Annotated in this window: 19 protein-coding genes; 9 read left to right on the top strand and 10 right to left on the bottom strand. The window is 42.0% G+C overall.

Features of this window, described 5'->3' with window-relative positions; translation table 11 throughout:
- Positions 1-136 precede the first annotated feature (136 nt).
- Both HF888_RS01050 and HF888_RS01045 read left to right on the top strand, forming a co-directional pair.
- On the top strand, positions 137-736 hold the full coding sequence (locus HF888_RS01050) for a TetR/AcrR family transcriptional regulator (RefSeq protein WP_007018039.1): 600 nt from the start codon (positions 137-139) through the stop codon (positions 734-736).
- An 11-nt stretch (positions 737-747) separates the two neighbouring features.
- Positions 748-2,658 carry an MFS transporter gene (locus tag HF888_RS01045; protein WP_007018040.1) on the top strand — a complete coding sequence of 637 codons (1,911 nt, stop codon included), beginning with the start codon at positions 748-750 and terminating at the stop codon, positions 2,656-2,658.
- Positions 2,659-2,738: 80 nt separating this feature from the next.
- Here HF888_RS01045 and HF888_RS01040 read toward each other — a convergent pair whose 3' ends face one another.
- From HF888_RS01040 to HF888_RS01015, 6 genes are all read right to left on the bottom strand, one after another.
- A complete protein-coding gene (locus HF888_RS01040) occupies positions 2,739-4,190 on the bottom strand; it encodes a WG repeat-containing protein (RefSeq protein WP_007018041.1) in 1,452 nt (483 codons plus the stop codon).
- 165 nt (positions 4,191-4,355) lie between these two features.
- Positions 4,356-5,765, bottom strand: coding sequence for an NAD(P)(+) transhydrogenase (Re/Si-specific) subunit beta (locus HF888_RS01035; protein WP_007018042.1), 1,410 nt, complete (start codon positions 5,763-5,765; stop codon positions 4,356-4,358).
- 14 nt (positions 5,766-5,779) lie between these two features.
- On the bottom strand, positions 5,780-6,064 hold the full coding sequence (locus HF888_RS01030) for an NAD(P) transhydrogenase subunit alpha part 2 (RefSeq protein ID WP_007018043.1): 285 nt from the start codon (positions 6,062-6,064) through the stop codon (positions 5,780-5,782).
- Between the two features lie 4 nt (positions 6,065-6,068).
- On the bottom strand, positions 6,069-7,205 hold the full coding sequence (locus HF888_RS01025) for a Re/Si-specific NAD(P)(+) transhydrogenase subunit alpha (RefSeq protein ID WP_007018044.1): 1,137 nt from the start codon (positions 7,203-7,205) through the stop codon (positions 6,069-6,071).
- 41 nt (positions 7,206-7,246) lie between these two features.
- Positions 7,247-8,734 (bottom strand): malate dehydrogenase (quinone), encoded by a 1,488-nt coding sequence (mqo, locus tag HF888_RS01020; protein ID WP_007018045.1) that lies wholly within the window; start codon positions 8,732-8,734, stop codon positions 7,247-7,249.
- Positions 8,735-9,035: 301 nt separating this feature from the next.
- Positions 9,036-9,761: an HNH endonuclease family protein gene (locus tag HF888_RS01015; protein ID WP_207798124.1), complete on the bottom strand. Its 726-nt coding sequence runs from the start codon at positions 9,759-9,761 to the stop codon at positions 9,036-9,038.
- A 165-nt stretch (positions 9,762-9,926) separates the two neighbouring features.
- On the opposite strand from HF888_RS01015, the gene HF888_RS01010 reads away from it, so the two are divergent.
- The 3 genes from HF888_RS01010 (at position 9,927) to HF888_RS01000 (ending at position 14,936) form a co-directional block, all read left to right on the top strand.
- On the top strand, positions 9,927-12,287 hold the full coding sequence (locus HF888_RS01010) for a CCXG family PEP-CTERM protein (RefSeq protein ID WP_133308477.1): 2,361 nt from the start codon (positions 9,927-9,929) through the stop codon (positions 12,285-12,287).
- A gap of 93 nt (positions 12,288-12,380) precedes the next feature.
- On the top strand, positions 12,381-13,628 hold the full coding sequence (locus HF888_RS01005; protein ID WP_007018048.1) for a hypothetical protein: 1,248 nt from the start codon (positions 12,381-12,383) through the stop codon (positions 13,626-13,628).
- Positions 13,629-13,649: 21 nt separating this feature from the next.
- Positions 13,650-14,936, top strand: a complete 1,287-nt coding sequence (locus HF888_RS01000; protein WP_007018049.1) for a hypothetical protein — start codon at positions 13,650-13,652, stop codon at positions 14,934-14,936.
- A gap of 37 nt (positions 14,937-14,973) precedes the next feature.
- Here the strand turns inward: HF888_RS01000 and HF888_RS00995 are convergent, their stop codons facing one another.
- Positions 14,974-15,426, bottom strand: coding sequence for an NfeD family protein (locus tag HF888_RS00995; protein ID WP_007018050.1), 453 nt, complete (start codon positions 15,424-15,426; stop codon positions 14,974-14,976).
- A gap of 5 nt (positions 15,427-15,431) precedes the next feature.
- Positions 15,432-16,376 carry an SPFH domain-containing protein gene (locus HF888_RS00990; protein WP_007018051.1) on the bottom strand — a complete coding sequence of 315 codons (945 nt, stop codon included), beginning with the start codon at positions 16,374-16,376 and terminating at the stop codon, positions 15,432-15,434.
- 164 nt (positions 16,377-16,540) lie between these two features.
- Here HF888_RS00990 and HF888_RS00985 point away from each other — a divergent pair, with 164 nt between their 5' ends.
- From HF888_RS00985 to HF888_RS00975, 3 genes are read left to right on the top strand one after another with little or no spacing between them, the layout of a single operon-like run.
- A complete protein-coding gene (locus HF888_RS00985) occupies positions 16,541-20,188 on the top strand; it encodes an EAL domain-containing protein (protein ID WP_007018052.1) in 3,648 nt (1,215 codons plus the stop codon).
- A complete protein-coding gene (locus tag HF888_RS00980; protein ID WP_007018053.1) occupies positions 20,185-21,414 on the top strand; it encodes an ABC transporter substrate-binding protein in 1,230 nt (409 codons plus the stop codon). Before HF888_RS00985 ends, HF888_RS00980 begins: the two co-directional genes overlap by 4 nt.
- Positions 21,415-24,231 (top strand): hybrid sensor histidine kinase/response regulator, encoded by a 2,817-nt coding sequence (locus HF888_RS00975; RefSeq protein ID WP_007018054.1) that lies wholly within the window; start codon positions 21,415-21,417, stop codon positions 24,229-24,231.
- Between the two features lie 123 nt (positions 24,232-24,354).
- Here the strand turns inward: HF888_RS00975 and HF888_RS00970 are convergent, their stop codons facing one another.
- Positions 24,355-24,678, bottom strand: coding sequence for a hypothetical protein (locus tag HF888_RS00970; protein WP_007018055.1), 324 nt, complete (start codon positions 24,676-24,678; stop codon positions 24,355-24,357).
- 38 nt (positions 24,679-24,716) lie between these two features.
- On the bottom strand, positions 24,717-26,150 hold the full coding sequence (locus HF888_RS00965) for a phospholipase D family protein (RefSeq protein ID WP_007018056.1): 1,434 nt from the start codon (positions 26,148-26,150) through the stop codon (positions 24,717-24,719).
- Between the two features lie 121 nt (positions 26,151-26,271).
- On the opposite strand from HF888_RS00965, the gene HF888_RS00960 reads away from it, so the two are divergent.
- Positions 26,272-26,871 carry a pyridoxamine 5'-phosphate oxidase family protein gene (locus HF888_RS00960; RefSeq protein WP_007018057.1) on the top strand — a complete coding sequence of 200 codons (600 nt, stop codon included), beginning with the start codon at positions 26,272-26,274 and terminating at the stop codon, positions 26,869-26,871.
- Positions 26,872-26,883: the final 12 nt, after the last annotated feature.

Below are 26,883 nucleotides of genomic sequence, written 5' to 3'. Positions count from 1 at the left end.
GCGCCTAAATTGAACACCGTTCAAAATAAAGCTAAAAAATATTGGACAGTGTTCAAAATAAAGGTATTATTGTGAACAGCGTTCAGAATGATAGAGCCAAATTCGCTCAAGTCAAGAATTTTTAACGGTGTTCAAAATGGCAAGAAGAAAAGACCATAGCCCTGAAGAGCTATCGGAACTGGTGCTAAAGCAAGTATTAGAGTTTCTACAGTCCGAATCCGCGGACCAGCTGAGTTTGCGTAAGTTAGCCAAAATGGTGGGGTATTCGCCTGGTACGTTGATTAACCTATTTGGTAGTTACGATAAGTTGATTCTAGCGGCGAATGCCAAGACGCTGGATATCATTGCGGACCAGATTGGCGAGGTGATGACCAAGATAAATGATCCCGAAAAGCGACTGCAAGGATTTGCTCATAGCTATTTCGATTTCGCGCAGCAGCATCCTTTTCAGTGGCAGATTCTATTCGAGCATCACATCGAAGATGATGAGATACCTCAATGGCAAATGAGCCGCATCGACCGATTGTTTGATGTTATCGAAAACTGCCTTGAATCCATTAAACCTAACTCTGATTCTGCCGATCGCCATCAAGTATCCCGCGTGATTTGGGCGGCGGTTCATGGTATTTGCACATTGGCCACCGATGATAAGTTGTTTGCCAAAGACAGCATCAATGGTCAAAGTATGATTGATTCACTATTAACCCATTACCTCGGTTCTTGGAAAAATTCATAAGGAGATACGTCATGTCACAGCAAGGACAGTTCAGTTTATTAAAGCACCGACGATTTTTACCCTACTTTGTCACACAAGCACTAGGTGCGTTCAACGACAACTTATTCAAAAACGCATTACTGTTATTCATTACCTTTGGTGGCTTGGCCGCCCAAGAAGATGCTGCCTTATATACAAACCTCGCGGCGGGCCTTTTTATTCTGCCTTTCTTTTTATTCTCACCTATTGCGGGTCAAATCGCGGATAGTCGAGAGAAGTCTCAATTAATCCGTTGGATCAAGTTGCTCGAAGTATTCATTATGGGCGTTGCCGCCATCGCACTGTTTTTAGATAGCGTCATATTACTGCTCAGCTTATTGTTTTTAATGGGGACTCAATCGGCATTTTTTGGTCCCGTAAAATTTGCGCTGTTACCACAACAATTAAAAGAAGAAGAATTAGTGGGTGGTAACGCACTGGTTGAGATGGGCACCTTCTTAGCCATTCTTGCTGGGACCATTACCGCGGGTCTCATGTTTGACCTAGAGGCCGCTAAGTATTGGATTGCCGCGGGTGTTATTTTCTTTGCTGTCACTGGCTACTTAAGCAGCCGAGCTATTCCAGAGGCGCCTGCCAATGATGCAAACTTGGTAATGAATTGGAATCCATTCAGTGAGTTAAAAAACACGTTAAGACAAGCTAAGCAAAAGCGTTCTGTCTTTCTATCGATTTTAGCCATCAGCTGGTTCTGGTTTTTAGGGGCAAGTTACCTAACGCAATTTCCAAATTTCGCGCGAGACTATCTAGGTGGTAATACGCAAATCGTTACGCTTCTACTGACTTTGTTTTCGTTAGGTGTAGCGGCAGGTTCTTTAATTTGTGAGCGTTTATCTGGCCATAAAATCGAATTAGGCATTGTCCCTATCGGCTCTATTGGTATGAGTATATTTGGTATCGATATGTATTTTGCTAGCCAGCATATCCATGTTTTAACAGACATGACCGCCATGATGTTCATTCAAGAAGAAGCTAACTGGCGCCTGATGTTTGACATTGCCATGGTCAGTGCTTTTGGTGGTATCTTCGTGGTACCACTTCAGGCATTAATTCAAAACCGCAGTGACGAAAAAAGCCGTGCTCAAGTAATAGCTGCGAACAATGTAATGAACTCGCTATTTATGGTGGCCAGTGCTGCTATTAGTATTTTGTTATTGACCGTGCTCAATGTATCTCTACCCGAGTATTTTTTGATTCTGGGTGTCATTAATATTTTTGTTGCTGCGTATGTTTATATGCAAGTACCCGAATTTGTCTTACGCTTCTTTATCTGGATTTTGACTCATACTATGTATCGCGTTAAAGACCATGACTTAGATAAGATTCCTGATGATGGTCCTGCAGTATTGGTATGCAACCATGTTAGCTATGTGGATGCGCTTATTATTGCAGGCTGTCATCACCGACCAATTCGTTTCGTGATGGATCGTAGTATTTCTGAGATGAAAGGCTTGAAAACCTTTTTTAAATGGGCAAAGACCATTCCTATCTGTTCACCCAAAGCTGATGCTGATGTTTATGAAACGGCCTTCAAACGTATTAAAGAAGAACTGGCTGAAGGCGAGTTGGTTTGTATATTCCCTGAAGGTAAGCTCACTAAATCTGGGGAGATCAACGAGTTTAAAGCGGGCATTGAACGTATTATTGCAGAAACACCCGTGCCGGTTATTCCTATGGGTTTAGAAGGGTTATGGGGCAGCGTGTTCAGCCATAAAGACGGCTATGCCCTCACCAAACGACCTAAACGCTTTTGGTCAAAGGTTCAGTTAAAAGCCGGAGATGCAGTTGCGCCAGAGAATGTAAGTGCCGTGGACTTGCAAGATAAAGTACAGGCCTTAGTTAGCGAACTGGAAGAAACCAATCCTGCTGTTAATAAACCAGCTTAATACCTTTCGTTGAACACATACTCCTAAGCATAAAAAAAGCCCGCTGATTTTCATCGGCGGGCTTTTTCATTTTTACTACATTACAAAGAGATAGATTCCCATTTCCCACCTACTTTCCCTTTCATCACTTTACTAGAAACTGGCTTAATTTCTTCATATTTAGCCTCTGTTACTAATCTAGCTTTCTTAAAATCGTACACTCCCCAATGTTTCCCCTTTAAAACAAACGCTAAATCATTAAATGGAATTTCGAGCCTATCAAAAATTGGCTCAACAACTACTTCGTTTCGATTATTTACAACACCCCATCTCCCATTCTTTTTAATCGTTATCAAGTCGTGAGAGAAAGGCCTAACATCATCGTAAATAGGCTCAGCAATAATATTTCGACTGCTATCAATAATGCCAATCAAACCAATCGCTTCTGGTTTTTCTTCACTCGGGTTTTTAACACCAATTTCCGCGTAGAGCTTCCCTTCTTGATCGGCTATATATTTGAATCTTTTCGTCATACGGTCCTCATCTTTTAAGAAAAAGAAATGTGTGACCTTGTAAAACCCATCTCGATCTAATTCAATATCTCTAAATTGTGGCTCTATAACCCAATTCCCCTTAAGGTCTATCACTCCTGTATGGACCTCTCTTTTTACACTTGTAAACGCAAGTACTGGAGAATCCTCGCTATGTTGAAAAAACTCTACTTTGTTAAAAATATAATCTGTCAGTAGTTTTCCGGTCTTGTCCATAAGAGCATTATAACTTCTAGAGCTACTGCTCCATTTACTTCGAGCAACAGAAACACCATGTTTGAATGGCATTGCCAGATGAGCCATGGCTGGAATCGCTATACTTCCGTCAAGATTGAAGAATAGCGTTTCATCCTCTGTCCACGCTGTGATTAAGCCATCCGATGGTTCAAATACACGCTTGTATACCGTTGGTAGTATTATTTTTCCCTTACTATCTATTAAGCCATATTTTCCATTCTCATAGACAACCGCAAAACCATCATTGAATTTCTCAATTTTCTGGAAAACAGCATCATCAAGTAATCCCTCATCAATTGAATATAGACTCGTAAGCTGCTTGTTCTCTCGGTAATGATGGTGACTAATCTTAAATAGTTTAATTTCCGGTATGTATTTGATGTTAAACTTATTTGGAGTGACTACTTCTTCACCTTTCTTGTTTACAAGGCCTTGCCGTTGCTTAGTAACACCGTTTTCTTCGTAATTATAGGTTACTATTGCGAGTTCTCCTTCGTAAAACTGTGTTATTTTCTCGTATTTTGGAGACACAATAACGATGCCAGAAGAATCAACCAGACCATACTTTCCTTCAGACTCAAACTTACGAACAATATCAGTACGTACGGTAACGTCACTGTCACTGTTTTCTAGTTTAGCGGCATCCTCAGGAACCTCGTGAAAATTCTGTTGAGACTTCTCTTTAATTGCCGTCAATTCTTCTTCGAAAATAAAAATTATGGCACCGACCAACAATAGACCTGCCAAAAGAGTGTTACTGTTCACCTTTAATCCTCTAAATCAAAAGCCAATGAAGGTAGGCAAAACATTTGCTCCGGTAAATAATACTTTAATCTTATTATTGCGCATATTTAGGCTCTTCATAAAAAAAGCCCGCTGATTTTCATCAGCGGGCTTTCTTTCCTTTTGTCTGATCGATCTACGAATTGATTATAGCTCTTTCAGTGCACTAATGGTTTCTTGCAATACGTCTTTCGCATCGCCTTTCACCATTAGTGAGTTGTCACGGGTAAACAATCCGTTTGGAATGCCAGCAAAACCTGGTGACAAACTACGCTTAACGTTAACCACGGTTTTCGCGTGGTGTACATCAAGAATAGGCATACCGTAAATTGGAGAGTTTGGATCGTCAGCCGCCGCTGGGTTAACAACGTCGTTTGCGCCTAATACGATTGCCACATCCGTCTGAGAGAACTCAGGGTTGATGGCATCCATTTCTACCAATTGATCATATGGTACCTCTGCTTCTGCAAGAAGAACGTTCATGTGACCAGGCATACGACCCGCTACTGGGTGGATCGCGTATTTAACGTCACAACCATTCTTCTCAAGCATATTCGCTAGTTCACGTGTTGCGTGCTGGGCTTGTGCTACCGCAAGACCATAACCAGGAACGAATACAACTTTTTGTGCACCGTCTAGCAACATGGCTAGTTCGTCTGGGCTTGAGTACTTCACTTTGCCTTCGTAGAAAGCGTCGTTTTCTGAACGGCTTACACCGCTCTGCTCAGACATTGAACCACCGAACAATACATTGGTTAATGAGCGGTTCATAGCTTTACACATGATGCTGGTTAGGATGATACCGGAAGCACCCACCAAAGAACCTGTGATGATCAAACCATTGTTGCCCAATACAAAACCTGCTGCTGCACCGGCCAAACCTGAGTAAGAGTTTAGAAGTGCAACCACCACTGGCATGTCGGCACCGCCGATTGGCATAACCAGGCAGATACCAAGAATCAAACACACAACAATCAAACCAATGATTAGAAGATCTGCTTGAAGTGGGTTGTACATGGTGAAGTAAACCGCACCGGCAATCAGGGTAGCGAAGCAAAGTTTAACGATCCACTTGTATAGACGCACTTTATTTGAATCGCCGATACTGCCTTTTAGTTTACCCACAGCGATGAAAGAACCGGTTAGTGTCACTGCACCGATTAGAATCGACAGGATAACCGCTAGCGACCAATCATAAGTTGGTGTGAACTGACCCATTTCGGCAAGCTTTTGGCTTTCAAGATAGTTGGCTGCGGCTACTAATAGTGAGGCACCACCACCGATACCGTTAAGCGTTGCTACCATTTCTGGCATGCCGGTCATGGCAACACGCTTAGCCATGATGAAACCGATCGTGCCACCAAGTAGTAGGCCAATAATGATGTATTCGAAGCTAACAACGTTGTGGTCTAGTAGTGCTGAAACCACAGCGATAAGCATACCTGTTGCTGACATCTGGTTACCGCGTACTGCAGTTTTAGGCGATGTCATACCTTTGATGCCGAGAATAAATAGCACGGCAGCAATTAGATAACCTAGGTTAATCAAAGTTTCCATTGTGTTCCGCTACCTTATTTCTTTTTAAACATGTTCAACATGCGGTCGGTTACCATAAAACCGGCAACAATGTTGATCGTGGCTAGAGTAATTGCGCCTACACCTAATACAGTTGAAAGCACTGTGGTGTGTTCGCTTGCGCCTGAACTGATGATGGCACCCACAACAACGATACCTGAGATCGCGTTGGTACCACTCATTAGTGGCGTGTGTAGCGTAGGTGGAACTTTGTTAATCACTTCCACACCGACGAAGATCGCCAGTACGAAAATGGTCAATGTCATAATAAACATTTCCATGATCTTACTCCTGCTCAAGCTGGGCTTTTAAGCCCTCATGTTTTACTTCGCCGTCTTCAGTAACCAAAGTAGCGGCAACGATGTCATCTTCCATATCAATGTTTAGCTCGCCTTCGGCAGCCATGTTTAATAGGAAAGTAGAAACGTTTTTGGTTAGAAGCTGTGAAGCGTGTACAGGTACACGACCTGGATGGTCGGTGTAACCAATGATGGTCACGCCATCAATGTATTCTTTATGGCCAGCAACTGTGCCTTCAACGTTACCGCCACGCTCTGCTGCAAGATCAACAATAACGGAACCTTTTTTCATGTAGTGCAGCATTTCTTTAGTGATCAAACGTGGAGACTGCTTGCCAGGAATCGCTGCGGTAGTAATCACAAGATCCGCTTGCGATACTTTTTGCTGCATTTGTTCACGCTGCTTGCGATAAAACTCTTCAGATTTCTCAGTAGCGTATCCGCCAGAGTTTGTGCCTTCTTCTGTTTCTAGATCAAACTCAACGAATTTCGCACCAAGAGACTCAACCTGCTCACGTACTTCAGTACGGGTGTCGTATGCTTCTACCACCGCACCAAGACGACGTGCAGTAGAAATAGCCATTAGACCCGCAACACCAGCACCAATGATGAATACTTTCGCAGGGTGAATAGTACCCGCGGCTGTCATAAGCATTGGGAAGTACTGTGGAAGCTCCATTGCACCTGTTAGTACTGAACGGTAACCGCTGATGGCACCCATTGAACTCAATACGTCCATGCTTTGTGCACGAGTGGTACGAGGAATGAATTCCAATGCGAAAGAACGGATCTTGCGCTCTGCCAATTTTTGTACAAGCGGAAGGTTAAACCATGCATCCAACATACAAATAAGAGTCGTGCCTTCTTTGATCAACTCAACTTCGTCTTCAAGTGGTTGACGCACTTTAATAACGATGTCTGCTTGCTCGTATAAAGACTTGGCATTGGGGGCAATGCTTGCACCGCACGTACGGTACTCTTCATCACTGAAATGTGCGCCTTCCCCGGCATCTTGTTCAACGATCACGTCGAAACCCGCGTTTAGTAGTTCTTGAATTCCTGTTGGAATCAGCGCTACTCGGGTTTCCCCAGGATATATTTCCTTAGGTACACCAATTAACATAGTGAACAACTCCCAGTTTTTAGTTTAAAAGTAAGTAAATATTAATTTTGTTGATCGAGCTTCAAAGCTTTCAATACATCTGGACGAACGCTTTCTAATAACGCTGCGTTGTCGACCAAGGATTCGCCGTACGATGGAATCCACTGCTTTAAGCGCTCTTGCCAGCCGTCGTTTAATTTGTCGGCCATGCATTTTTCTAATACTTCGATCATGGCTTGTGCCGCCACTGATGCACCAGGTGATGCACCTAAAAGCGCAGCCAATGAACCGTCTTTCGCGGCTACCAGTTCGGTACCAAATTCTAATTTGCCGCGACCTGTACCGTCTTTCTTGATGATCTGTACCCGTTGACCGGCTTGTGCCAATGTCCATTTTTCAGATGACGCTTGTGGGAAATAATCGCGTAACGCCGTCATACGATCTTCGTGAGACTGCATAACTTCACCAATTAGATATTTGGTTAAGTCCATATTGTTTACACCCACATCCATCATTGGCATGAGGTTGTTGCGGCGAACGGATTTTAATAAATCAAATTTCGAACCCGCTTTAAGGAACTTAGTGGTAAATCCTGCATAAGGGCCAAATAATAAAGCTGGCTTACCATTGATAATGCGAGTATCTAAGTGAGGCACGGACATTGGCGGCGCACCAATAGCCGCTTTACCATACACTTTGGCGTGATGCTGTTTGATGGTTTCTTCGTCTTGGCAAACGAGCCATTGCCCTGAAACTGGGAAGCCACCATAGCCTTTACTTTCTTCGATATCGGATTTTTGCAGAAGCGGTAACGCACCACCACCGGCACCAAGGAAAACAAACTTGGCTTTAACGGTTTTGGTTTTACCTGAGTTACGATCCTTTAGGCGTACGCTCCAACGGCCATCGTCTTTCTGCAAAAGGTCTGAAACTTCATGACTTAATAACAGTTCAAAGTTATCTTGCTTATCTAAACTTGAAACGAGATTGCGCGTTAACGAACCAAAATCTACATCGCTACCATATGCAACACGCGTAGCCGCAACCTTGTCTTGTGGCTTGCGCTTTTCCATAACCAATGGCATCCACTTGCGAAGGGTTTCATGGTCTTCGCTGTATTCCATATCTTTAAACAAGTGGTGAGCGCTTAACTTTTCCCAACGCTGACGTAAGAAGGCTACGTTTTCTTCGCCCCAAACAAAACTGATATGTGGGGTTGGGTTAATGAAGTTTTCTGGAGCAGGTAAATCGCCTGAAGCAATGAGCTTGCTCCATAGCTGAAGGGAGATTTCAAAATTCGCGTTGATGGTTAGAGCGCGATCGATGGCAACATTGCCCTTATCATCTTGCGGTGTGTAGTTCAGCTCACAATAACCCGCGTGGCCAGTACCGGCGTTATTCCAGCCATCCGTACTTTCGTGTGCAACATGATCTAATCGCTCAACCATAGTTAAACGCAAAGACGGATCTAGCTTATTTAAAAGCGTACCCAAGGTAGCGCTCATCACGCCGCCGCCCACTAGTAATACATCGATTTCTTTAGTCGCCATCTACCTTCCCGCTCACCAGAGATGATTTTTGGATAAAATTTAATCATCAAGGAAATTCAAACGGGCGTTTTATACATGCGTTAGGCATTTAGAGCAATATTGACACCAGAGCATTAGGGTGAATCACGCCATGCAATTGGACGTAACCCCTTGCTATATAAGGCTTTTGGGGTATTGATCAGTATTTCTTATAGATAATATTAGCCACTGATAAAAGTGACTAATATTTGTTCAACTACCGCCAAAACATAGAGCAAAAGCTTTAATTATCACAAAGACACGATTGCTCAAAGGTCGAGAATTAGTTCATTGCAGAGCATCGCAGTTTCAAGGCTTTTAGTGATGAGCCAACTGGTAAATCATAGATATGCAGTACTCTTACAAAACGAGCCACATACTGACACTGATTCTTCGGCGGCAACCATTGTGTTGGTCCACTGGCTCCTTTCTGGCGGTTTAGGCTTCTTTCCACTGCGATTAAATTCACAGGGTCATTAGCAAATTGTTCACGCTTATCTCTCGTCCATTTGCGGGCGCCATGATCCCAAGCCCATTTGAGCGGCACGACATGATCAATATCCACCTCTTGCGCGTTACTTAATACATTCCCCGTAAATGGCGAAATCCAGCGCCCATGAACCGCCCTGCAACCATTCTCATTAAGCACTGGCGTCACCGTTGAGCGACGAATCAGTATTTCATGACGAGTGTTTTGACAATCACCATCCTCATCATCCCAACCATGACCGAAGTGTTTGCGACTGTACGCGTCAGCTTTGGAAAGGCTAGGTACTGATTCACGATGCGAAGAATTAGGCTGCAACTCTTTCGGAAGACGTCCACCAGCATTTAGACAGGCCTCTAAAGACGCGAATGCTTGATAGCGTTTGACTCGATCATAATAGGGACTTTGCATTGGACCCGTTAAGGCGTGGCACACTCCATTGCGGGAAAGTTTTATTTGAGGGCTAGCATCTGTGGGCAGAATGACTGCCAATAATGTTATAAATAAGAATATAGGGCGCACGGTTTCACTCTCGCCGCACATCCTTATGCATCAACGCCAATGGTTCTCCAGAGGCACTCAGAATTAAGTATGAGCCGTATTATGTATGATTATTTCTTAACCTTTGCCATAGAAAATGTATACTGCCTCACACTTTTAGATTAGAAAAATAAACAAGAGCTTAAAGTGCTGCGTTCAACTATAAACGGATTAGTTTGTTTTCTTCTGGCTTTTATATTTAGCCTATCAAGCCACGCCCGTCAGTCATGCGATTGGCCATTCAGAACGACTGTCACCATTCAAGAAAATAGCGGCACTGTTCTCACGGACTACCAAGTTAAAATGACGGTCACTGGAGCTTTACTTAACGACCAATATAGCTGGACAAATAATGGTTTTGACTTACGTGTATTCGATAGCAATGACTCCACAGAATTAGAGTTTTGGATTGAGTCTTGGAATCAGGTTACAGAGACCGCTACCGTTTGGGTGCGCTTCCCTACACTTGCTGCCAATAGCAATCGAACTATTTATTTGTATTACGGGAATCAAAGCGCAACGCCGAGAGCCAATGTGCCTTTCACTTTTACTGAACCGGGCATTAAATTTCACACTCGCAACAGTAATGCTGATCCAGATTCTAAATCAGAAGCAATGAATGCCTTTGATTCGAGCAGTGACAATATCAATGGCTATGGTTGCACCTTTATTACCGACTTTACTGGTATTAATAACAGTTCAACTTTTGGTGCAGCCAACAATTTCATTGCTTACAGTGAAACCTTCTTCGAGGTAAAAGCAGGCGAAAGTGGGACATGGGAATTTCGTTATGGCGCTGACTTTGGCGGCGGCGGCGGACTCTATGTTAATAATGCTGCACTCGACGAAAAATGGATGGACGACTTATGGTGGGCCAATAATTGGGCAAACACAGGCGAGACACTTGCAGGGGCCGAAACTTTAACGCCCGGATACCATAAGTTAGAAGTCATTGGTGCCGAAGGGTGTTGTGACGGTGGCATAACCGTTCAATTTAAAAAGCCTGGCAGTAATTGGCAGACCTTTTCTACGTCTAATATTGATATCCGTTCACGTGCCTGTCCTGTTGTTGAACCCACAATAGTCTTCGGTGCGCACAATGTTTGCGGTACCGATATGGAAACACTAACAAGCAATGCATCAACACAAACATGGACACAAGGCAGCACTAATACCCTCAGTTTTAATGTTCGAAATAATAGCGCTTCGACGGATATCGCACCCGCTCCAACACAATTAACCATTTCATTACCATCAGAAATTTCTTTCATCAGTAATAGTGGTATGGACTGGAGTTGTGCTGGTAGCTCACCAGTAGTGTGTGACTACAATAAAAGCTTGGATAACATTCAAAATACATCAAGCGCTTTAGTATTAACGCTGTCAGCAAATACTGCCGTTAGTAATGGGGTTGTATCGGCACAAGTGAATGGTAGCCGCTTTGAAATCGACTCGAGCAATAATACTCGCACGATTTCCATATCCGTTTTAGATGGCGGCACCAATCCCGCTGCTTGCTCCAATCCACAACCTGGACTGTTGGCAAGGTTCTTCGATATCAACGGCCATACATATTCGAATCGCGCAGGGCGCATCAACAATACATCACAGATGCAAGCTTTAGTTGATGCTCGTGCTAACATGCAAAACTTAATGGGCCAAACCATTATTAACGACATTAATAAAGGTAGCAGTAATGATGGTAATGTTTTTGATACAGGATCCAATGATCAATGGCTACTGATTATTGACGGTTACATTTACCTAGATAGGAATCGAAATAGACGCTTTGCTATCGATGGTGATGATGCCGTAGAGGCTCAGGTTAACGGTAATATCGTCACTTCTTGGTATGGACTTCATGGTGCGAATAACGGACCAAGAAACAATGGTGCAGAAACGAGGCTTTCTCAAGGTTTTAACTCTGTTGAATTCCGTTTGCAAGAATACACCGGACAAGACGCATACGCCTTATATTGGAACACTGGCAATAATTATCAAATCATTCCAAGCAATGTTTATTATCACTGTGCCGGTAATCCAGATTTACAAATCACTTCTGATATTATCGTGCTCAATGATCCTATCAATGGCACCAATCAACCCAAAGCCATTCCTAATGCAGAAGTCCGTTATAAACTTGATATTCAAAATCCGGGAAATATCAGTACCGATTTAGGCAGTACACAATTAACTCAAGCAATCGACTCACAAAATAAGATGTTCGTAAATGGTCTGAGCGGCAGCAGCCCAATCATATTTACAGACGGTATCGGTTTATCAACCAGTGGCTTAAGTTACGTCTTTAATAGTTTAAACAGCACAAGCGATAGTATCGCATTCAGCAATGATAACGGCTTAAACTTTAATTATGTGCCGACGCCAGACACTGAGGGATACGATGAGAACGTGACGCACTTTCGATTAAACTTACCCGGTACATTCAAGCCAACGTATGACAACAACACACCGGGTTTTCAGATTGAATATCAGGTAATGGTGAAATAATACGCCGTAGCAATCCTTAGCTATTTACCTATTTTATAAGCCTAGGTAGAATGCGCCTGCTTAATTAATGGACAAAATTTCTAAGGATAGATGATGAAGCGATTCAGCCTCAAACAGCTGGTATTTCCTCTAGCTGCCTCCCTTTTGACCGCCTGCGGTAGCAGTGATGAGTCAGACAATGATAACAATCCAACACCCAATGTAGATCAAAACGACAACAGCTCACTGGTCATTGATTCGACAAATGCGGTCTATTTTGCATCAAAAGACGAAGATGGTACTTGGCACGAAATGAGTCAAAGTGAGCATGTCATGGAAGATGGTTATTTGCATATTGTTTATGTTTGCCAAAGTAAATCTGTCTATGATCCTGACACTACTCGCTATAAGGTAATATCAGAAGAAACATCCTATAACGAAACAAACGGATACAACTATCAGCTCTGCCCCGCTCCTAAACAAGACTTCTTTTTAAATACTGAAAATGTATCAGATGGTGTAGTACTAAAGCATCAACAAGATTTCTTTATGTATGATGACAATCATAATGAGGTCGACTATGTTGCGATCGGCTACGACCAAGAGCAAGACCAAGCCTATGCTTATAAGCGAACGCTCAAAATTGACGAATACGACAATAGCTCAAAACTAGAAGTCGACTTCAGAGACACAACCTATTCACAAAAAACTTCACATCATAAAATACCATTGGCGGACGCTTGGGGTTACGCTGTTTATCACATTTCACCAACAAATAATTTGCTTTTAAACTTTGAACAGCATAATACGGATGCCTCATGGGATATCACTGTTGAGCCCCCGATGTCTTGGCAGACCTCGGCAAGCAAATTTAAAGAAGAGTGGTCTATTCGAGGGATTGAAGAACATGCCATTCGTCGACTTATCAGTGAAAAGCCTAGCTATCAAGCCAATAGCTTCGAATTAGAAGAACCTATCTTTTATATCAATGACTTAAATGTTGATACAAATACAAGCTCTGCCACCATTAATGCACCCTCCTATTCTCCCGATGGTTTTATTGGCGCATTTTACGAGCTTTCATACATAAAAGATAACGTTAGGTTTTATTTCTATGCGGATGAACACGCAGGAGTAATCAACTTTGATTTATTGGACTTCTCTAGCCTACCAAACTTTCCCAATGACAAAATCACTATCGACCCTTATTCACAACCTGACTTTGATGCTGCAAACCTTCATTTAAGTGCAGAATACGTCAATGAATGGTGGGTAGAGTATGGTTCTGTTGGTAGAGAATCTATTTACATACCAGCAAGTCGCGTCGAAACCATCATTATTGAACCTAAACCTATTTATTAAGCGATCATAGGGAATATGAATATGTTAAACATTAGTAAGTTGTTAATCCTAATTACGGCACTGGTTTTTATGAGTGGCTGTGGAAGTGACGATAGAAATCAAGTCGATAAAAATATTGGTGATGATCGTCAAAATCAAGAAAATCACAATGATGATAGTCAGAACGACGATGATAAAAGCAACGATGATGATGCAGACGACACGGATGATGACAAGGTAATCGAACCACCCGTTAACAATGAAGTGACACTGGATCTAAGTCAAACCTATTATGCCGCGGTTAATAAAGGCAGTGAATGGCAACAAATCACCCAAGATTCGTTGACAATAAAAACCGGCGATGAATTTGTTCATGTTTGTAAAACGCAGAACGATTATGAGGTCGACTACAGCTCTTTTTCTCATCTACCGGAAGACTTGGATCAACTGGAAGGCTTGACTACAACATTATGCGATCAAGAGAGCGAATATACCTATATCCAGATTGATAACGATCAAAAGACGATCGACCTCTTTGAACAGCAAATCATAAAAAATAGTGAAACAAATGAATTAGAATTATTAGTCCTAGCCTATGATAAGACTAACCAAATCGGTTACTTTAAAAAAGAAGTGATAGATGCTCAGTTGCTTGAAAGTACTCTCCCATCTAAAAGCGTTTATTTCACACAGGAAGACCAAGTCGACGTTTTACCGCTTACTGCAAGTGATGCCGATAGATACAACGTATTCTATGCCGTGAAAAATCGTCAAGAACTCATTTCTTTAACCCCTTATGCAAGCGGTATCTATCTCGACCTAGGCCCAGACGACATTGCAGAGGGTCAATATCTTGAAGTCTTTAATTTTACTAGCAACGGTGCTTCCTATGTCAGACACACGAAAACGCCAGGTCAAGGCTTAGAAGTCAATATGCCAGAATACGAATTGAATAAAGAAAACCTAACAGTGGATGTGAACGCTGCAACACTTTCATTGAACAATCCTAAAATCATGATTGAAGGCCTAGATACAGCCACTCTATTGCTTTCATACGACCAATACGACCGTGCTACAAACCAAAGTACTTATGTGCATCTCTCAGTGGATACACATGTGAACAGCGACGAAGCGTCACTGGTCTTGCCGTTGATTAATTTCTCTGGTTTACCCAACTTCCCCACACAAGAGATCAATAATCTAACGCATTACCAAGGCAGTTTGAACGAGCTTTACAAAGATATTGGTTTTACTGTGAGAAGCTATGAAGGCAGCCAATACCGAGGATTACAATTCTATCCTCAGCGAGACATAATCGCTGTGGATTAACACATTCCTGCTATTGAGGTTCCAGTCATAGACTAGCTCACTCTACCGCTTCTACCCACATGGCGCCCACGTCTTTTTTGACCACACGCACCAGTTTTCCTTTAGCAATGGGCTGTTGGCTTTTTAGCTTCCAGTCCACGCCCGAATAGCGATAAAGGGTTAGGCCTTTACTATCCACATCTTCCTCTAATTCAAACTCAATCTCGGCAAAGTCAGAGTTCACTGGCTCTTTGCTTACTTGATTTTGCAAACGCTTTAATGGTTTCCACAATATCACACCGACAATTGGTGTGATAATGGCAGCGGACCAAAGTGCGGCATTCCAAGTTTGTGGAATGATGTCGATATACATGAGCAAACCGGTAAGCATCAGGGCCACCCCGAAAAACGTCAGGATAAACGTAGCGAATCCCAACGCCATAGCATCGATGATTAGAATCAATAGACCGCTGATTACTAAACTTTGCGCAATATTCTCGAGAAAGCCCATAACAATTATGCCTTTTGCTGTTGATTGATGCTGTTGATGATCGACATAGACGATGCTACTAAACTACTGGCATCTGTGTTGTTTTCTGGCAACAGTACAACCGAGCTCTCTTTGGCAATGGCCTGCTTAGCTTCAATAGCTTTAGTTGCTAGATCTAGCTGAATCGCTTTTTGACCTTCTTGAGTATCAGCAGCTTCACCCACTTTACGCAACGCTTCTGCTTGGGCATCAGCAACGGCAATAATGGCTTTCGCTTCACCTTCTGCACGCAATACTTGCTCTGCCTTATCAGCCTCAGCGGCCAATACCTGTGCTTGTTTTTGACCTTCCGCCACATTGATTGCCGCTTGGCGATCACCCTCTGATTCCAGAATTTGAGCACGCTTAACACGCTCGGCTTTCATCTGTGCTTCCATTGCATCCATAACAGACTTAGGCGGGATGATATCTTTAATTTCGTAGCGCAATACTTGAATACCCCAAGGCTCTGATGCCTCGTTAATAGATGTAACAATACTGGTATTTAATAGATTCCGCTCTTCGAAGGTTTTATCCAACTCCATTTTACCGAGTTCACTACGCATCGTAGTTTGCGCCAATTGCGTTACAGCAAACACGTAATCGTCTACACCATATGTCGCTTTATAGGGATCAAGCACACGAAAGTACAAAACACCATCGACGGACAAGGTAATGTTGTCTTTTGTGATAGCAGACTGGCTAGGCACATCAACTGCCTGCTCTTTGAGACTACGCTCGGCAGCGATACGGTCAATAAACGGTACAATGAAGTTTAAACCCGCTTCTTTGGTGCTCAGATACTTACCAAAGCGCTCGATAAGCCAAGCTTGGTTTTGAGGCACAAATTTGATGCTGCTTTTCAGCACCACAATCCCTAATACTAAGAGAAAGACTTCGATTGAAAGAATAAGATCGAATAGTTGTTCCATGATACTTAGATTTCCTTATTTCTAATACGGCTCCCTATTGAGCGTCGCAAAGTATCCCATGTTAAGCCCAGCCACGCCATGGCACAGTTCCGCTTTTGCGAGCAAGCATTTACGCAGACCCTGTCTATACTTTTTAAGTAGCCATTTATTAGCAACGAGGTCGAATGACTCCTCTGGCAATACCTCGAAATAAAAACATTCTGACTTTGTTGCTAGCCTTTCTCGCATTGGCTGGTAATAGCCTCGTTTTACCACTTTTTCATACCGTAGATATTATTTTCGGTTCCATCTTCGTACTCATTGCGGCAGTTATACTGGGTCCCTATCGCGCTATGTTTATCGCCCTGATTGGATCGAGCTATACCTGGATCATTTGGGATCATCCCTATGGCATGATTATATTTATAACCGAAGCCTATATGGTTACTCGTTTTTATAGAAAAACGGCCAATATTGTGTTGGCAGATTTGGCCTTTTGGGTCTCCATCGGCATACCCATGACCTTTGCCACAACGATCCCAGTTTTACAAATGAGTTGGGATACCGCCCTACTCATTTGCATGAAACAGCCATTAAATGGCTTATTCAATGCCATGATTGCAGGACTACTACTGCTTACGTGGCAACGATTTAGTCGAACTGAAGGTTATATTCCTGATCAGACGAGCAACTGGTATTTTCACGTAATCTTACTCATGGTCTTGCTCGGCGGAGCTTTCCCCATCATTCAGCAGGGTTATGAGTCACAAAAGGCAGAAGAATTAAATCTTGCGAAAGGCTTATTAAGACAAGCTCGAGATTTAGAATTTAATTTGTCCAACTCTGATGTTACCGCTTTAGACCTAGCGCAAATATTTGATGACATCCCGGTTGATGAGCAAACCTCTATCGCCATACTCGACAGCGAAGGAAACATCCTCGCACAACGGGGAGATATTATTACGCTCAACCAACCTGCTCATACTTTTAGTACCATCAATGATCATCTTATGCATTGGGCGCCTGTAAATCTCATTGATCCTATTCAGAAGTGGCACCAAGGTCGTTATCAACTATCTATAAGTGTGGGCGAGCTACCTTCAAGAAAGCGAATACTTTTCGAGATCAGTTCTGAACCCTTCATCGCGTACGTGAGAGCCAAAAGTATTTTAATGTTTGCCTTTCTCACTATATTAACCGTAGTGGCCATTTTCTTAACTTATTATTTAACACGCCCACTGAGGCGCATTATGCAAGTGGCGAGCGAAGCTACGGACGGTGTCATTATTACCGATGTTAAAGGAAACATTGAATGGATTAATAGAGCATTAACGAAAATAACTGGATACACATTGGCAGAAATGAAGGGACTTAAACCAGGTAAGCTACTACAAGGACCGGATACTGACCCAGAAGTTGTACAACGCATATCGGAAGGTTTAAGAAATAAACAACACTTTAAAGAAGTAATCTTAAATTATACAAAATCAGGCGATCCCCATTACGTTGAAATAATTTGTAACCCACTGCGCTCAGACAATGGCAACTTAAGTGGTTTCATGGCACTGCAACGGGATGTTACCCATCAGATTCAATTGGAAAAACTGGAAGCATTTAGTTCGCACATACTAGAAACCATCGCAAAAAAGGCATCAACTGATCAAATACTGACGCTCATCGTCCAAGGTGTAGAAACACTTAAACCCGATGCAATCGCGAGTATTGTTCTCCTCGATCAGAAACGAAAGTGTATTGACGAAACCTATTCCACTAAGCTACCTGATTTTTACAATGAGGCATTAAAAGGTTTAGAGATTGGCCCAAACGTAGGATCCTGCGGTGCGGCGGCGGCAACAGGCAAACGCGTTATCGTTGAAGATATACAAACACATCCGAATTGGGCTCCTTATAAACATCTAGCAAAACAAGCAGGGTTGGCCTCATGTTGGTCGCAGCCTTTCACAAATAGCCAAGGCCGTATAGACGGTACATTTGCCATCTATCATGACCACATAAAGGCGCCCACAGATAACGATATTGCCATAATTGAAAAAGCGTCCAAGTTGGTTTCCATCACAATGGAAAAGCACGATGCAGATAATCGCCTTATGCAAGCAGCGAATGTATTTGAACACGCTAGTGAAGGCATATTGATTACAGACATTGATGGTGAAATTATTGATGTCAACAAAGCATTTACTCAGATCACAGGTTATAGCAAGGAAGATGTGGTTGGTAAGAATCCAAGAATCCTAAGTTCCGGTAAATACGAGCAGGAGACCTATGAAGATATCTTTTCTACTTTAGAGAATATAGGCCAATGGAAGGGGGAAATTTGGAATAAAGATAAAAAAGGAAACTTATTCGCTGTCTTAGAAAGTATTTCTACTGTCTATGATGACTCTGGCAAACCAAGAAATTACATTGCATTGTTTAACGATATAACCAATATCAAAAGCCATCAAGAACAGCTAGAAAACCTCGCCAATTACGATAGCCTAACTCAGCTACCTAATCGAACATTATTAACAGATCGTATGCAGCAGGCTATGGCGCTCGCGAAGCGTGAGGGCCATTTGTTAGTCGTGATTTTCATAGATCTAGACGGATTCAAACCAGTAAATGATCGCTACGGCCATGACGTTGGCGATCGCTTGTTAATTGCTTTCAGTAAGAGAGTCTCACTACTACTTAGAAGTACAGATACATTAGGACGTTTGGCTGGAGACGAATTTGTCACATTGCTACCGAACGTCCAACAATTTGAGAATTGTGAACCATTGTTAGAACGTATCCTATCGGCAGTAGAAAAGCCTTTTATTATTGATGAGCATCAACTAAAAATTAGCGCCAGCATGGGAGTGACCGTGTACCCCCAAGCAGAAGATTTGGATGCCGATCAGTTATTAAGACAAAGTGATCAAGCGATGTATCTTGCTAAACAAGATGGAAAAAATCGATACCATCTTTTTGATGCTACTCAGCATCAACTGATGCGCGATCACCATGAAAATCTAGTTCGGATACAAGAAGCCATTAAAAACAAAGAATTCATTTTACACTACCAACCAAAAGTGAATTTACGCAGTGGTGAAGTGATTGGTGTTGAAGCATTAATTCGTTGGCAACACCGTGATAAAGGGCTACTACCTCCTGGGTCATTTTTACCTTTATTAGACAATCATCCCGCTATGATTCAATTCGGAAAGTGGGTTATGCACGAAGCATTAAACCAAATCAGTGTTTGGCAGAAGCAAAATCTTAATCTCAATGTCAGTATCAATATAGACCCTATGCATTTGCAAAGCCCTGATTTTATTTCTGATTTAGAAAGTGCATTACACAATTTCCCCGATGTTAATCCCTCATTCCTTGAGTTAGAGATTGTTGAAACCGCAGCTATCGAGGATATAAACGTGGTCTCCGACACCATCAATCGTTGTCACGATTTAGGCGTTCATTTTTCTTTAGACGACTTTGGGACTGGCTATAGTTCCTTAACCTATTTGAAGCGTTTACCGATACATGTTTTAAAAATAGACCAAAGTTTTGTAAGAGACATTCTAAGTGATCCAGATGATCTTGCCATTGTACAAGGTGTTTTGGGTTTAGCTAAATCCTTTAATCGAACGGCTATCGCGGAGGGTGTTGAAACACAGAAGCATGGCGAACTTTTGTTGCAACTGGGTTGCGAGCTAGCACAGGGGTATGGCATTAGCCGACCAATTGAGGCTAAGGCTATACCCGATTGGATAAAACATTGGGCAAAGGAGAATCCTAGCCAATCTTCATTAAATATAAATTCTATTAAGCAAGGGAGCTATGATTCATGATTCAGGTAATTAAGCTCTTTTGCTTGGTAGCATTTATCACGCAAAATGCTTTGGCCACCGAAAAGATGCTGAAAATCTATCATGATTCTGACTATAGTAGTCATGATCAAGCCGCGATTTCCATCTATCAAGGTTTCACTACAGCGTTGGCTGAAGTCAATCACAGTATTCAAGGCTACCAGATCAAAGTTATCAAAAAAGATCATAGGGGTAACAGCAAACGAAGCCTCAGAAACATGCAACAGTTTCTAAAAGATCCACAAGGACTTTTAATATTAGGAGGGTTACATTCGCCACCCTACATTCAAAATCGTCAGTTCATTAATGAAAATAGTATTTTACTGCTAGTACCTTGGGCGGCAGGCTCTCCTATCACCCGATATCCCGACGGAAAGAACTGGGTATTTCGATTAAGCATTGATGACTCAAAGGCTGGCTATCGCTTAGCGCAATTTGCTCTGGATGAAAAAGCTTGTAAACAACCACACTTATTATTAGAGGAGACTGGCTGGGGTAAAGGTAACCTTATTACTCTCAACGATGCTATTAAGACGCGATTAGGTATAGCACCCGATCATACTTGGTTTACTTGGGGAACGCGCTTTCATCAAGCAAAAGAGGTGGTGAAAGAAATTGGCGAGCTTGACACGGACTGCATTATCTTCGTAGGTAATGCCATAGAGGGTGAGCAATTTGTTAAGGCAATGGCCGACCTCCCTGTTGAATCTCGCCTACCGATTATTAGTCACTGGGGAATAACAGGTGGTGATTTTCACGAGAAAATTCCTCACGAAATACGTAGTAAAATAGATCTTAACTTTATTCAAACCTGCTTTTCGTTTCTACCCGAGCCGCAAAACGCACTCTCTAAGAAAGTATTTGAAAGTACCAAAATATTATTTCCAGATGCTATTAACGAGCCAAGAGACATACAAGCCCAAACTGGTTTTGCTCATGGCTATGATATAGGGAAAATTCTTATTCAAGCTCTCAATCAGATAAATATCAAAGGGCCGATGGATAAAGTTCGTTCTGAACTTAGAGACAAGTTGGAAAATTTAGACAAACCTATCGAGGGTCTGGTCAGAACATACCTACAACCCTTTACCAAATGGCAAGCAACTAAACCAGATGCCCATGAGGCTTTAGGGCTTGATGATATCTGTATGGGTTACTATCAAAAAGATAATTCCATTCGATTGCACTCTGATATCGTAGAGAAGTGAATGAAGACACATCATTTCTACTTATCTTTGTTGTCTGTTATCGCTTTAGCGCTACTAATCAGTGCGCTTTTAATAAATGAACGCTCGAAAAATACCGTCGAAAGTCTGTATTACAATGCGTTGAAACAAAATGCTGAACTTACCAGTTTTAAAGTAAAGCGATATATTGAAGATCGCTCCATCGTTTTGAAAAATACTGCTCAAGGAGACGTGCTATCTAACGCTGTTATGGGTAGTCAGCTCACCAAAGCAGGTATGTTTGACTATTTTGATGCCTATCAGTTAATTGGTGAAACCGTACCTATATTTGCCTATGATTTTATTGGTGAGCTTATCTACAAATCGAACTTTGAAGGGAAGCAGCCATTTAATACTCAAGATATTTGGTTTGCTGACTTGATGAACCAAGAGCGAAATCTTGTCGTCCTACCTTATATCAACGGCAAAAATATCTACTTTGCCATTGCCGTCCCTATTACTTATAACGAATTGCCAGAAGGTGTATTGATTACCATCTTACCCACTCCATTGGCCGAAATTGTAGATACTTTCGGTGATGAAGAAAATCAATACGCAATTATTTATGGTCCGTATTTTGATCATGATGTTGCGGTTGACAGGGAACAGTATGAAGTCTTGTTGAAAAATCCAATTGAAGGAACACCTCTCACCTTAGAATACTTAATTAACTCCAATTATATCGGTGTCCAGTCACGTGGTTTCGTAATAGATATGTTAGGGGCTATTCTGACTAGCCTTTTCATTGCATTTCTAATACTGGCGGCAGCTGGTCGGAAATTCTTGATTAACCCCTATCAAGAACTAAAGAATTCTCAAGAACAATTGTTAAAACAACAAGATTTAAATGTTTTGCTATCAGAAGCCATTGATGCGAGTCCTGTCGGAGTAACCATTGCAGACATCAACAAACCTGACGAACCTCTTATTTATGCAAATAGATTCTTTTATAAACTAACTGGATATTCTGAATCTGAAGTTATCGGGAAGAATTGTCGATTCCTTCAAGGTCGAAATACTAATCGAGAAGCACGACTAATAATCCGAGATGCGATTAATACACGAAGAAAAATCGTATTGGAGTTACTAAATTATAAAAAAGATGGGACAGAGTTTTGGGAAAAACTTTTCTTATCTCCAATATTTAAAGATGGGGAATGCCGCGCTTACGTAGGAATTCAGCAAGATATTAGCTATGAAATTCAAAATAAAACCAAAATGATCCAAGCAAAAGAACAAGCCGAACGTGCAACACAAGCAAAAAGTGAGTTCCTCGCTAACATGAGCCATGAAATTCGTACACCCATGAACGGTGTTCTTGGAATGCTTAAGCTCGTGAGAAAATCAAAAGGTCTGAATCGCGATCAGCTTCATCAAATTAATCTAGCTCATACCAGTGCCGAATCCTTACTCGTTGTCATTAATGATATTTTGGATTTTTCTAAGATCGAAGCGGGAAAAATAAATTTAGAGACGATTGACTTTAATTTGCTTGAATGGATATCAGATATTTCTGAGTCGTTAGCATTTCATGCTCATAAAAAAGATATTGATTTATCGCTGGATATTTCTGATGTTACTTATTTCAACTTAATCGGTGATCCTAATCGAGTACGTCAAGTTATTTCTAATCTCGTCGGTAATGCTATCAAATTCACCAATGATGGTTGGGTAAAAATAAAGTTATCTACTAAGCCTGAAAAGAGTAATCTTATAAAGCTTTCATGCTCAATTAAAGATACGGGTATTGGCATTGCTGAAGATAGGTTAGACAAACTATTTTCGGCATTTGAACAAGCGGATAATTCTACTACTCGTCAATATGGCGGTACGGGGTTAGGCTTAGCCATCGCTAAAAAACTCTGTGAAATAATGGGTGGCGATGTGACCGTATCAAGCACCCCTGGAGTAGGAAGCCAGTTTTCCTTTCATATATTCATAGAGCGCAAAAACTCTGTATTAGTCTCTGATTTAGTCAATCATCAATTTGAAGGGAAAAACGTGATCATTGCAGACAGCCAAGAACCCAGTAGCCAAACCATCGCCAAAACACTAAGAACATGGGGATTGCAAGTTCAAACATGCAGTACATATGAATCTGCAATAAAAGCATTGAACTGGTGCAGACAAACACATCACAGGCCTGATTTCATCTTCGTCGATTATACTTTCACTAGCAGCACTGGTCTTGATTTTATCGAGAAAATTAATCAACTAGAGTTAATCGACACAGCCAAAGTTGTACTCATGACACGCATTACAAATGAGGGACCAACGGATATTGCATCTTGTAAGCTAATTGATTTTTATTTTCCTAAACCGGCCACCCCTTTAGATCTATTTAAGTCACTGAGTGAAGGCTCATTTATTCGAGAATATGACGAACCAAGTCATCATGGAATCCAAGTCAAAGGACACATCCTGCTAGTAGAGGACAACCCTATTAATCAAGAGATTGCGGTTAGTGTTTTAGATGATTTAGGTATCACATCAGAAGTCGCTGACAATGGACGTATTGCATTGGATATATTGAAAAATAATCCTGATTGTTTCGACATGATTTTAATGGACTGCCAAATGCCTGAATTGGATGGATACCAAACGTCGATAGCGATCCGTGATGGCCAGGCTGGTGACCATGCCAAATCGTTACCGATTGTTGCTATGACGGCCAATGCGATGGAGGGTGATAAAGAGAAATGTATCGCAGCCGGAATGGACGACTATCTTTCCAAACCCATTGATGTTGATCTGCTATTAATCAAGTTAAAGCATTATATAGGCAGCGTTCATCACTAGGTACTTTGAGTTCTCGAGTCAATAGTAGAAAAGTGATTCGACAATCATCCAAAATGGGAAACCATACGTAACATAATATGTAGTGCTAGCAGCATGTTGGGAGCCAAGGAAAGGCTCCCTTTTTTAGTCACGCCATTTTCTTTCGCGAGGCTGTATAATATTCCAGCTGTCTCTTCGGAATTCATCAATATAGTATTGGACATCTAAGAAACGTTGCTGCTCGTCCCATCCAGCCACAACACGACTAGAGGCCTCGAAGACCCTGGTTGTCATATCCCAAACCACATGAGGAAAGCAAAACTCACCCAATTTGGTTTTAATAATCATTCCGCAATGAGGTTGAAACGGTAGCTTGGTACGCTTGTTAGCGAAGCCACAATGAGTCTTATCTTGATTCCAGATCTCAACATTCAAATAGATTTCAAAGGTAGGTGCATCGGTCTCCATATTTTGAGTATAGACAACTTTTCTACCTTGCTTCGGTTTTAAAGTAGGGACTCAATAGGTAACCATGAATAAACTTTGACTCTGATACGCGCCCATAGACTGGCGTTAGGGTCCTGCTTGGTGGCAATGATTTTGTCTTTACCTGTGGACACATCATACCAAATGAGTTCCTCGTCATGATTTAGACCCAAATGCCATGCAAGTTCGGGCAATTGCTCACTCACTATTTGTGTTACACGGTTTGATAAGGCTTCAGAATGAATCAATAGCCCCACTTCGGTATTGATGTTGATTGAGCGGTGGTCCAGATTCAAGGAACCAACGAATAGCCTCTGCTTATCCAACACCAAGGTTTTAGCGTGCAACGAGGCGCGAGTTTGTCCTATCTTTTTACGCTTTGAACGTAAAAGCTTAATATCAGGTACTGCATCTTTTAATTCCCAAAGCTGTACCTGGGCTCGAAGTAAACGCTTTCGGTAGCGCGCATAACCAGAGTGCACGATAGGCACGTCATTAGCAGAAAGCGAGTTAGTGAGTACTATGACATCATAGTTTTGTCGCTTCCAATAACGCATCTTTCTTATTAATCTTCCACCAGGTACAAAATACGGAGTGATTAACAATGCGCTTTGTGATACTTCGTCTAAATATTTCCACAGTTCAGCAGCCACACCCAAGCGCTTCTTACGCTTAAAGCGCAGTATCTTGTCAGGATGATCACAAAGCACATCAGCTTTCGCATAGTGCCATTGCCAATCATGATTGTGCGCGTCTTTATGCAATTTGCTTTCGATTACCTGTTGCAGGTAGGGTCTCGTCACTTTCGCTTGCATAAAGATATTCAAATCGTCTCGAATATTATTCAGCCAACGCTTTTTTGTATTACCTAAAATTTCTTCAACTGAGTGACTCAATCGATGTTGCCAGTATTCTTCAAACACATTATTCAACTCGACACAAACCAGTCCCATTGCTAATGCATCGAGATCTGCAAAACGTTCTTCCCCGTTATTAAAGTAATAGCTGTCTGCTATATTCCTGCCCCCTACAACGGCCGCACAACCATCAGCAATGAATAACTTATTATGCATGCGCCTGCTTTGTTTGGAGAAACGTGCCAACATTTCTAAATAGCGCAAGCGACGCCAACGCACAGGGTTAAAAAAACGAATCTCGATGTTCTGGTGGGCTTGCAAACTTAGCAGTGCGTCATCATCTAACTGCCCGTAATCATCTACGAGTAAGCGCACTGCTACGCCCCTATCAGCTGCCTCGACAAGCTTCTGGCATATGACTTTACCAGCAACATCATGACGAAAAATATAATACTGAAGATCCAGCGAAGTCTGTGCGTGCTCAATAAGAAAAAGACGAGCGGCTAAGGCATCCGGCCCCTCACCCAAAAGCCGAAAAGCAGACAAGTCACCACCTTGCTGCTGCACTGATTGCAACGCGTGTTCAATAGGGTTCAAATTAATGCACTGCCTTTCAATAAACGGTAGGATGACTCTATCAAGGCCAGACACGGCTATCAAGCAAGCGGTTTAACGCTGTGTGATAGCACAGTTATAAAATATTATAAGCGAGGCATCCATGCATTGGTGGACACTTGTTGATGAATGTATAGAGAACAATGCTTTTCCCAATCACTTTTTACAGCTGGCAACTATAAAAGACGACAATAGTCCCGCAGTACGAACATTGGTTTATCGCGGTAGAAACGAAGAGCAGCATATTTTGATGATCAGTGATACACGCAGCGAAAAATACGCACAACTGATGTCTAACCCGAAAGCAGAAATCAGTTGGTATTTTTATGATACTCGCGAGCAATTTCGGATCTCAGGTGAGACTCTGTGTGTCACTCCTAAAGATCAAGACTTTGATGTAAGTCGTCTTTGGCAAGATCTCAGCCCTGCAGCGAAGCAGCAATATTTTTGGCCAAAACCGGGTGTTCCTATCACGGATAAAACGAGCACTTATATAACGGGCAAAAATGATACGAGAGGAAAACAAGAAAAATTACACCAAGATGAGCTTGATCTTACGGATCCACCATCACATTTTTGCGTAATTAAATTAATACCTGTTAAGGTCGATTATCTGCAACTCTCGCAACCCAAACATGAACGTCAGATATTCGAATACGATATCGTTTCAAGTCAATGGCATAGCATAGCTCTAACGCCATAATCCATAGTGCTG

Source organism: Bermanella marisrubri (assembly GCF_012295615.1).
Taxonomy (GTDB): Bacteria; Pseudomonadota; Gammaproteobacteria; order Pseudomonadales; family Oceanobacteraceae; genus Bermanella; species Bermanella marisrubri.
This window is presented reverse-complemented; position numbering and strand designations above follow the sequence as displayed.

What these genes read in the sequence shown, in the direction of transcription:
- mqo (WP_007018045.1), bottom strand. Translation starts at nt 8,734, where the DNA reads ATGGCGACTAAAGAAATCGATGTATTACTAGTGGGCGGCGGCGTGATG.
- HF888_RS01030 (WP_007018043.1), bottom strand. Translation starts at nt 6,064, where the DNA reads ATGGAAATGTTTATTATGACATTGACCATTTTCGTACTGGCGATCTTC.
- HF888_RS00990 (WP_007018051.1), bottom strand. Translation starts at nt 16,376, where the DNA reads ATGGAACAACTATTCGATCTTATTCTTTCAATCGAAGTCTTTCTCTTA.
- HF888_RS00975 (WP_007018054.1), top strand. Translation starts at nt 21,415, where the DNA reads ATGAAGACACATCATTTCTACTTATCTTTGTTGTCTGTTATCGCTTTA.
- HF888_RS00995 (WP_007018050.1), bottom strand. Translation starts at nt 15,426, where the DNA reads ATGGGCTTTCTCGAGAATATTGCGCAAAGTTTAGTAATCAGCGGTCTA.
- HF888_RS00960 (WP_007018057.1), top strand. Translation starts at nt 26,272, where the DNA reads ATGCATTGGTGGACACTTGTTGATGAATGTATAGAGAACAATGCTTTT.
- HF888_RS00970 (WP_007018055.1), bottom strand. Translation starts at nt 24,678, where the DNA reads ATGGAGACCGATGCACCTACCTTTGAAATCTATTTGAATGTTGAGATC.
- HF888_RS00980 (WP_007018053.1), top strand. Translation starts at nt 20,185, where the DNA reads ATGATTCAGGTAATTAAGCTCTTTTGCTTGGTAGCATTTATCACGCAA.
- HF888_RS01025 (WP_007018044.1), bottom strand. Translation starts at nt 7,205, where the DNA reads ATGTTAATTGGTGTACCTAAGGAAATATATCCTGGGGAAACCCGAGTA.
- HF888_RS01005 (WP_007018048.1), top strand. Translation starts at nt 12,381, where the DNA reads ATGAAGCGATTCAGCCTCAAACAGCTGGTATTTCCTCTAGCTGCCTCC.
- HF888_RS00985 (WP_007018052.1), top strand. Translation starts at nt 16,541, where the DNA reads ATGACTCCTCTGGCAATACCTCGAAATAAAAACATTCTGACTTTGTTG.
- HF888_RS01045 (WP_007018040.1), top strand. Translation starts at nt 748, where the DNA reads ATGTCACAGCAAGGACAGTTCAGTTTATTAAAGCACCGACGATTTTTA.
- HF888_RS01035 (WP_007018042.1), bottom strand. Translation starts at nt 5,765, where the DNA reads ATGGAAACTTTGATTAACCTAGGTTATCTAATTGCTGCCGTGCTATTT.
- HF888_RS01050 (WP_007018039.1), top strand. Translation starts at nt 137, where the DNA reads ATGGCAAGAAGAAAAGACCATAGCCCTGAAGAGCTATCGGAACTGGTG.
- HF888_RS01000 (WP_007018049.1), top strand. Translation starts at nt 13,650, where the DNA reads ATGTTAAACATTAGTAAGTTGTTAATCCTAATTACGGCACTGGTTTTT.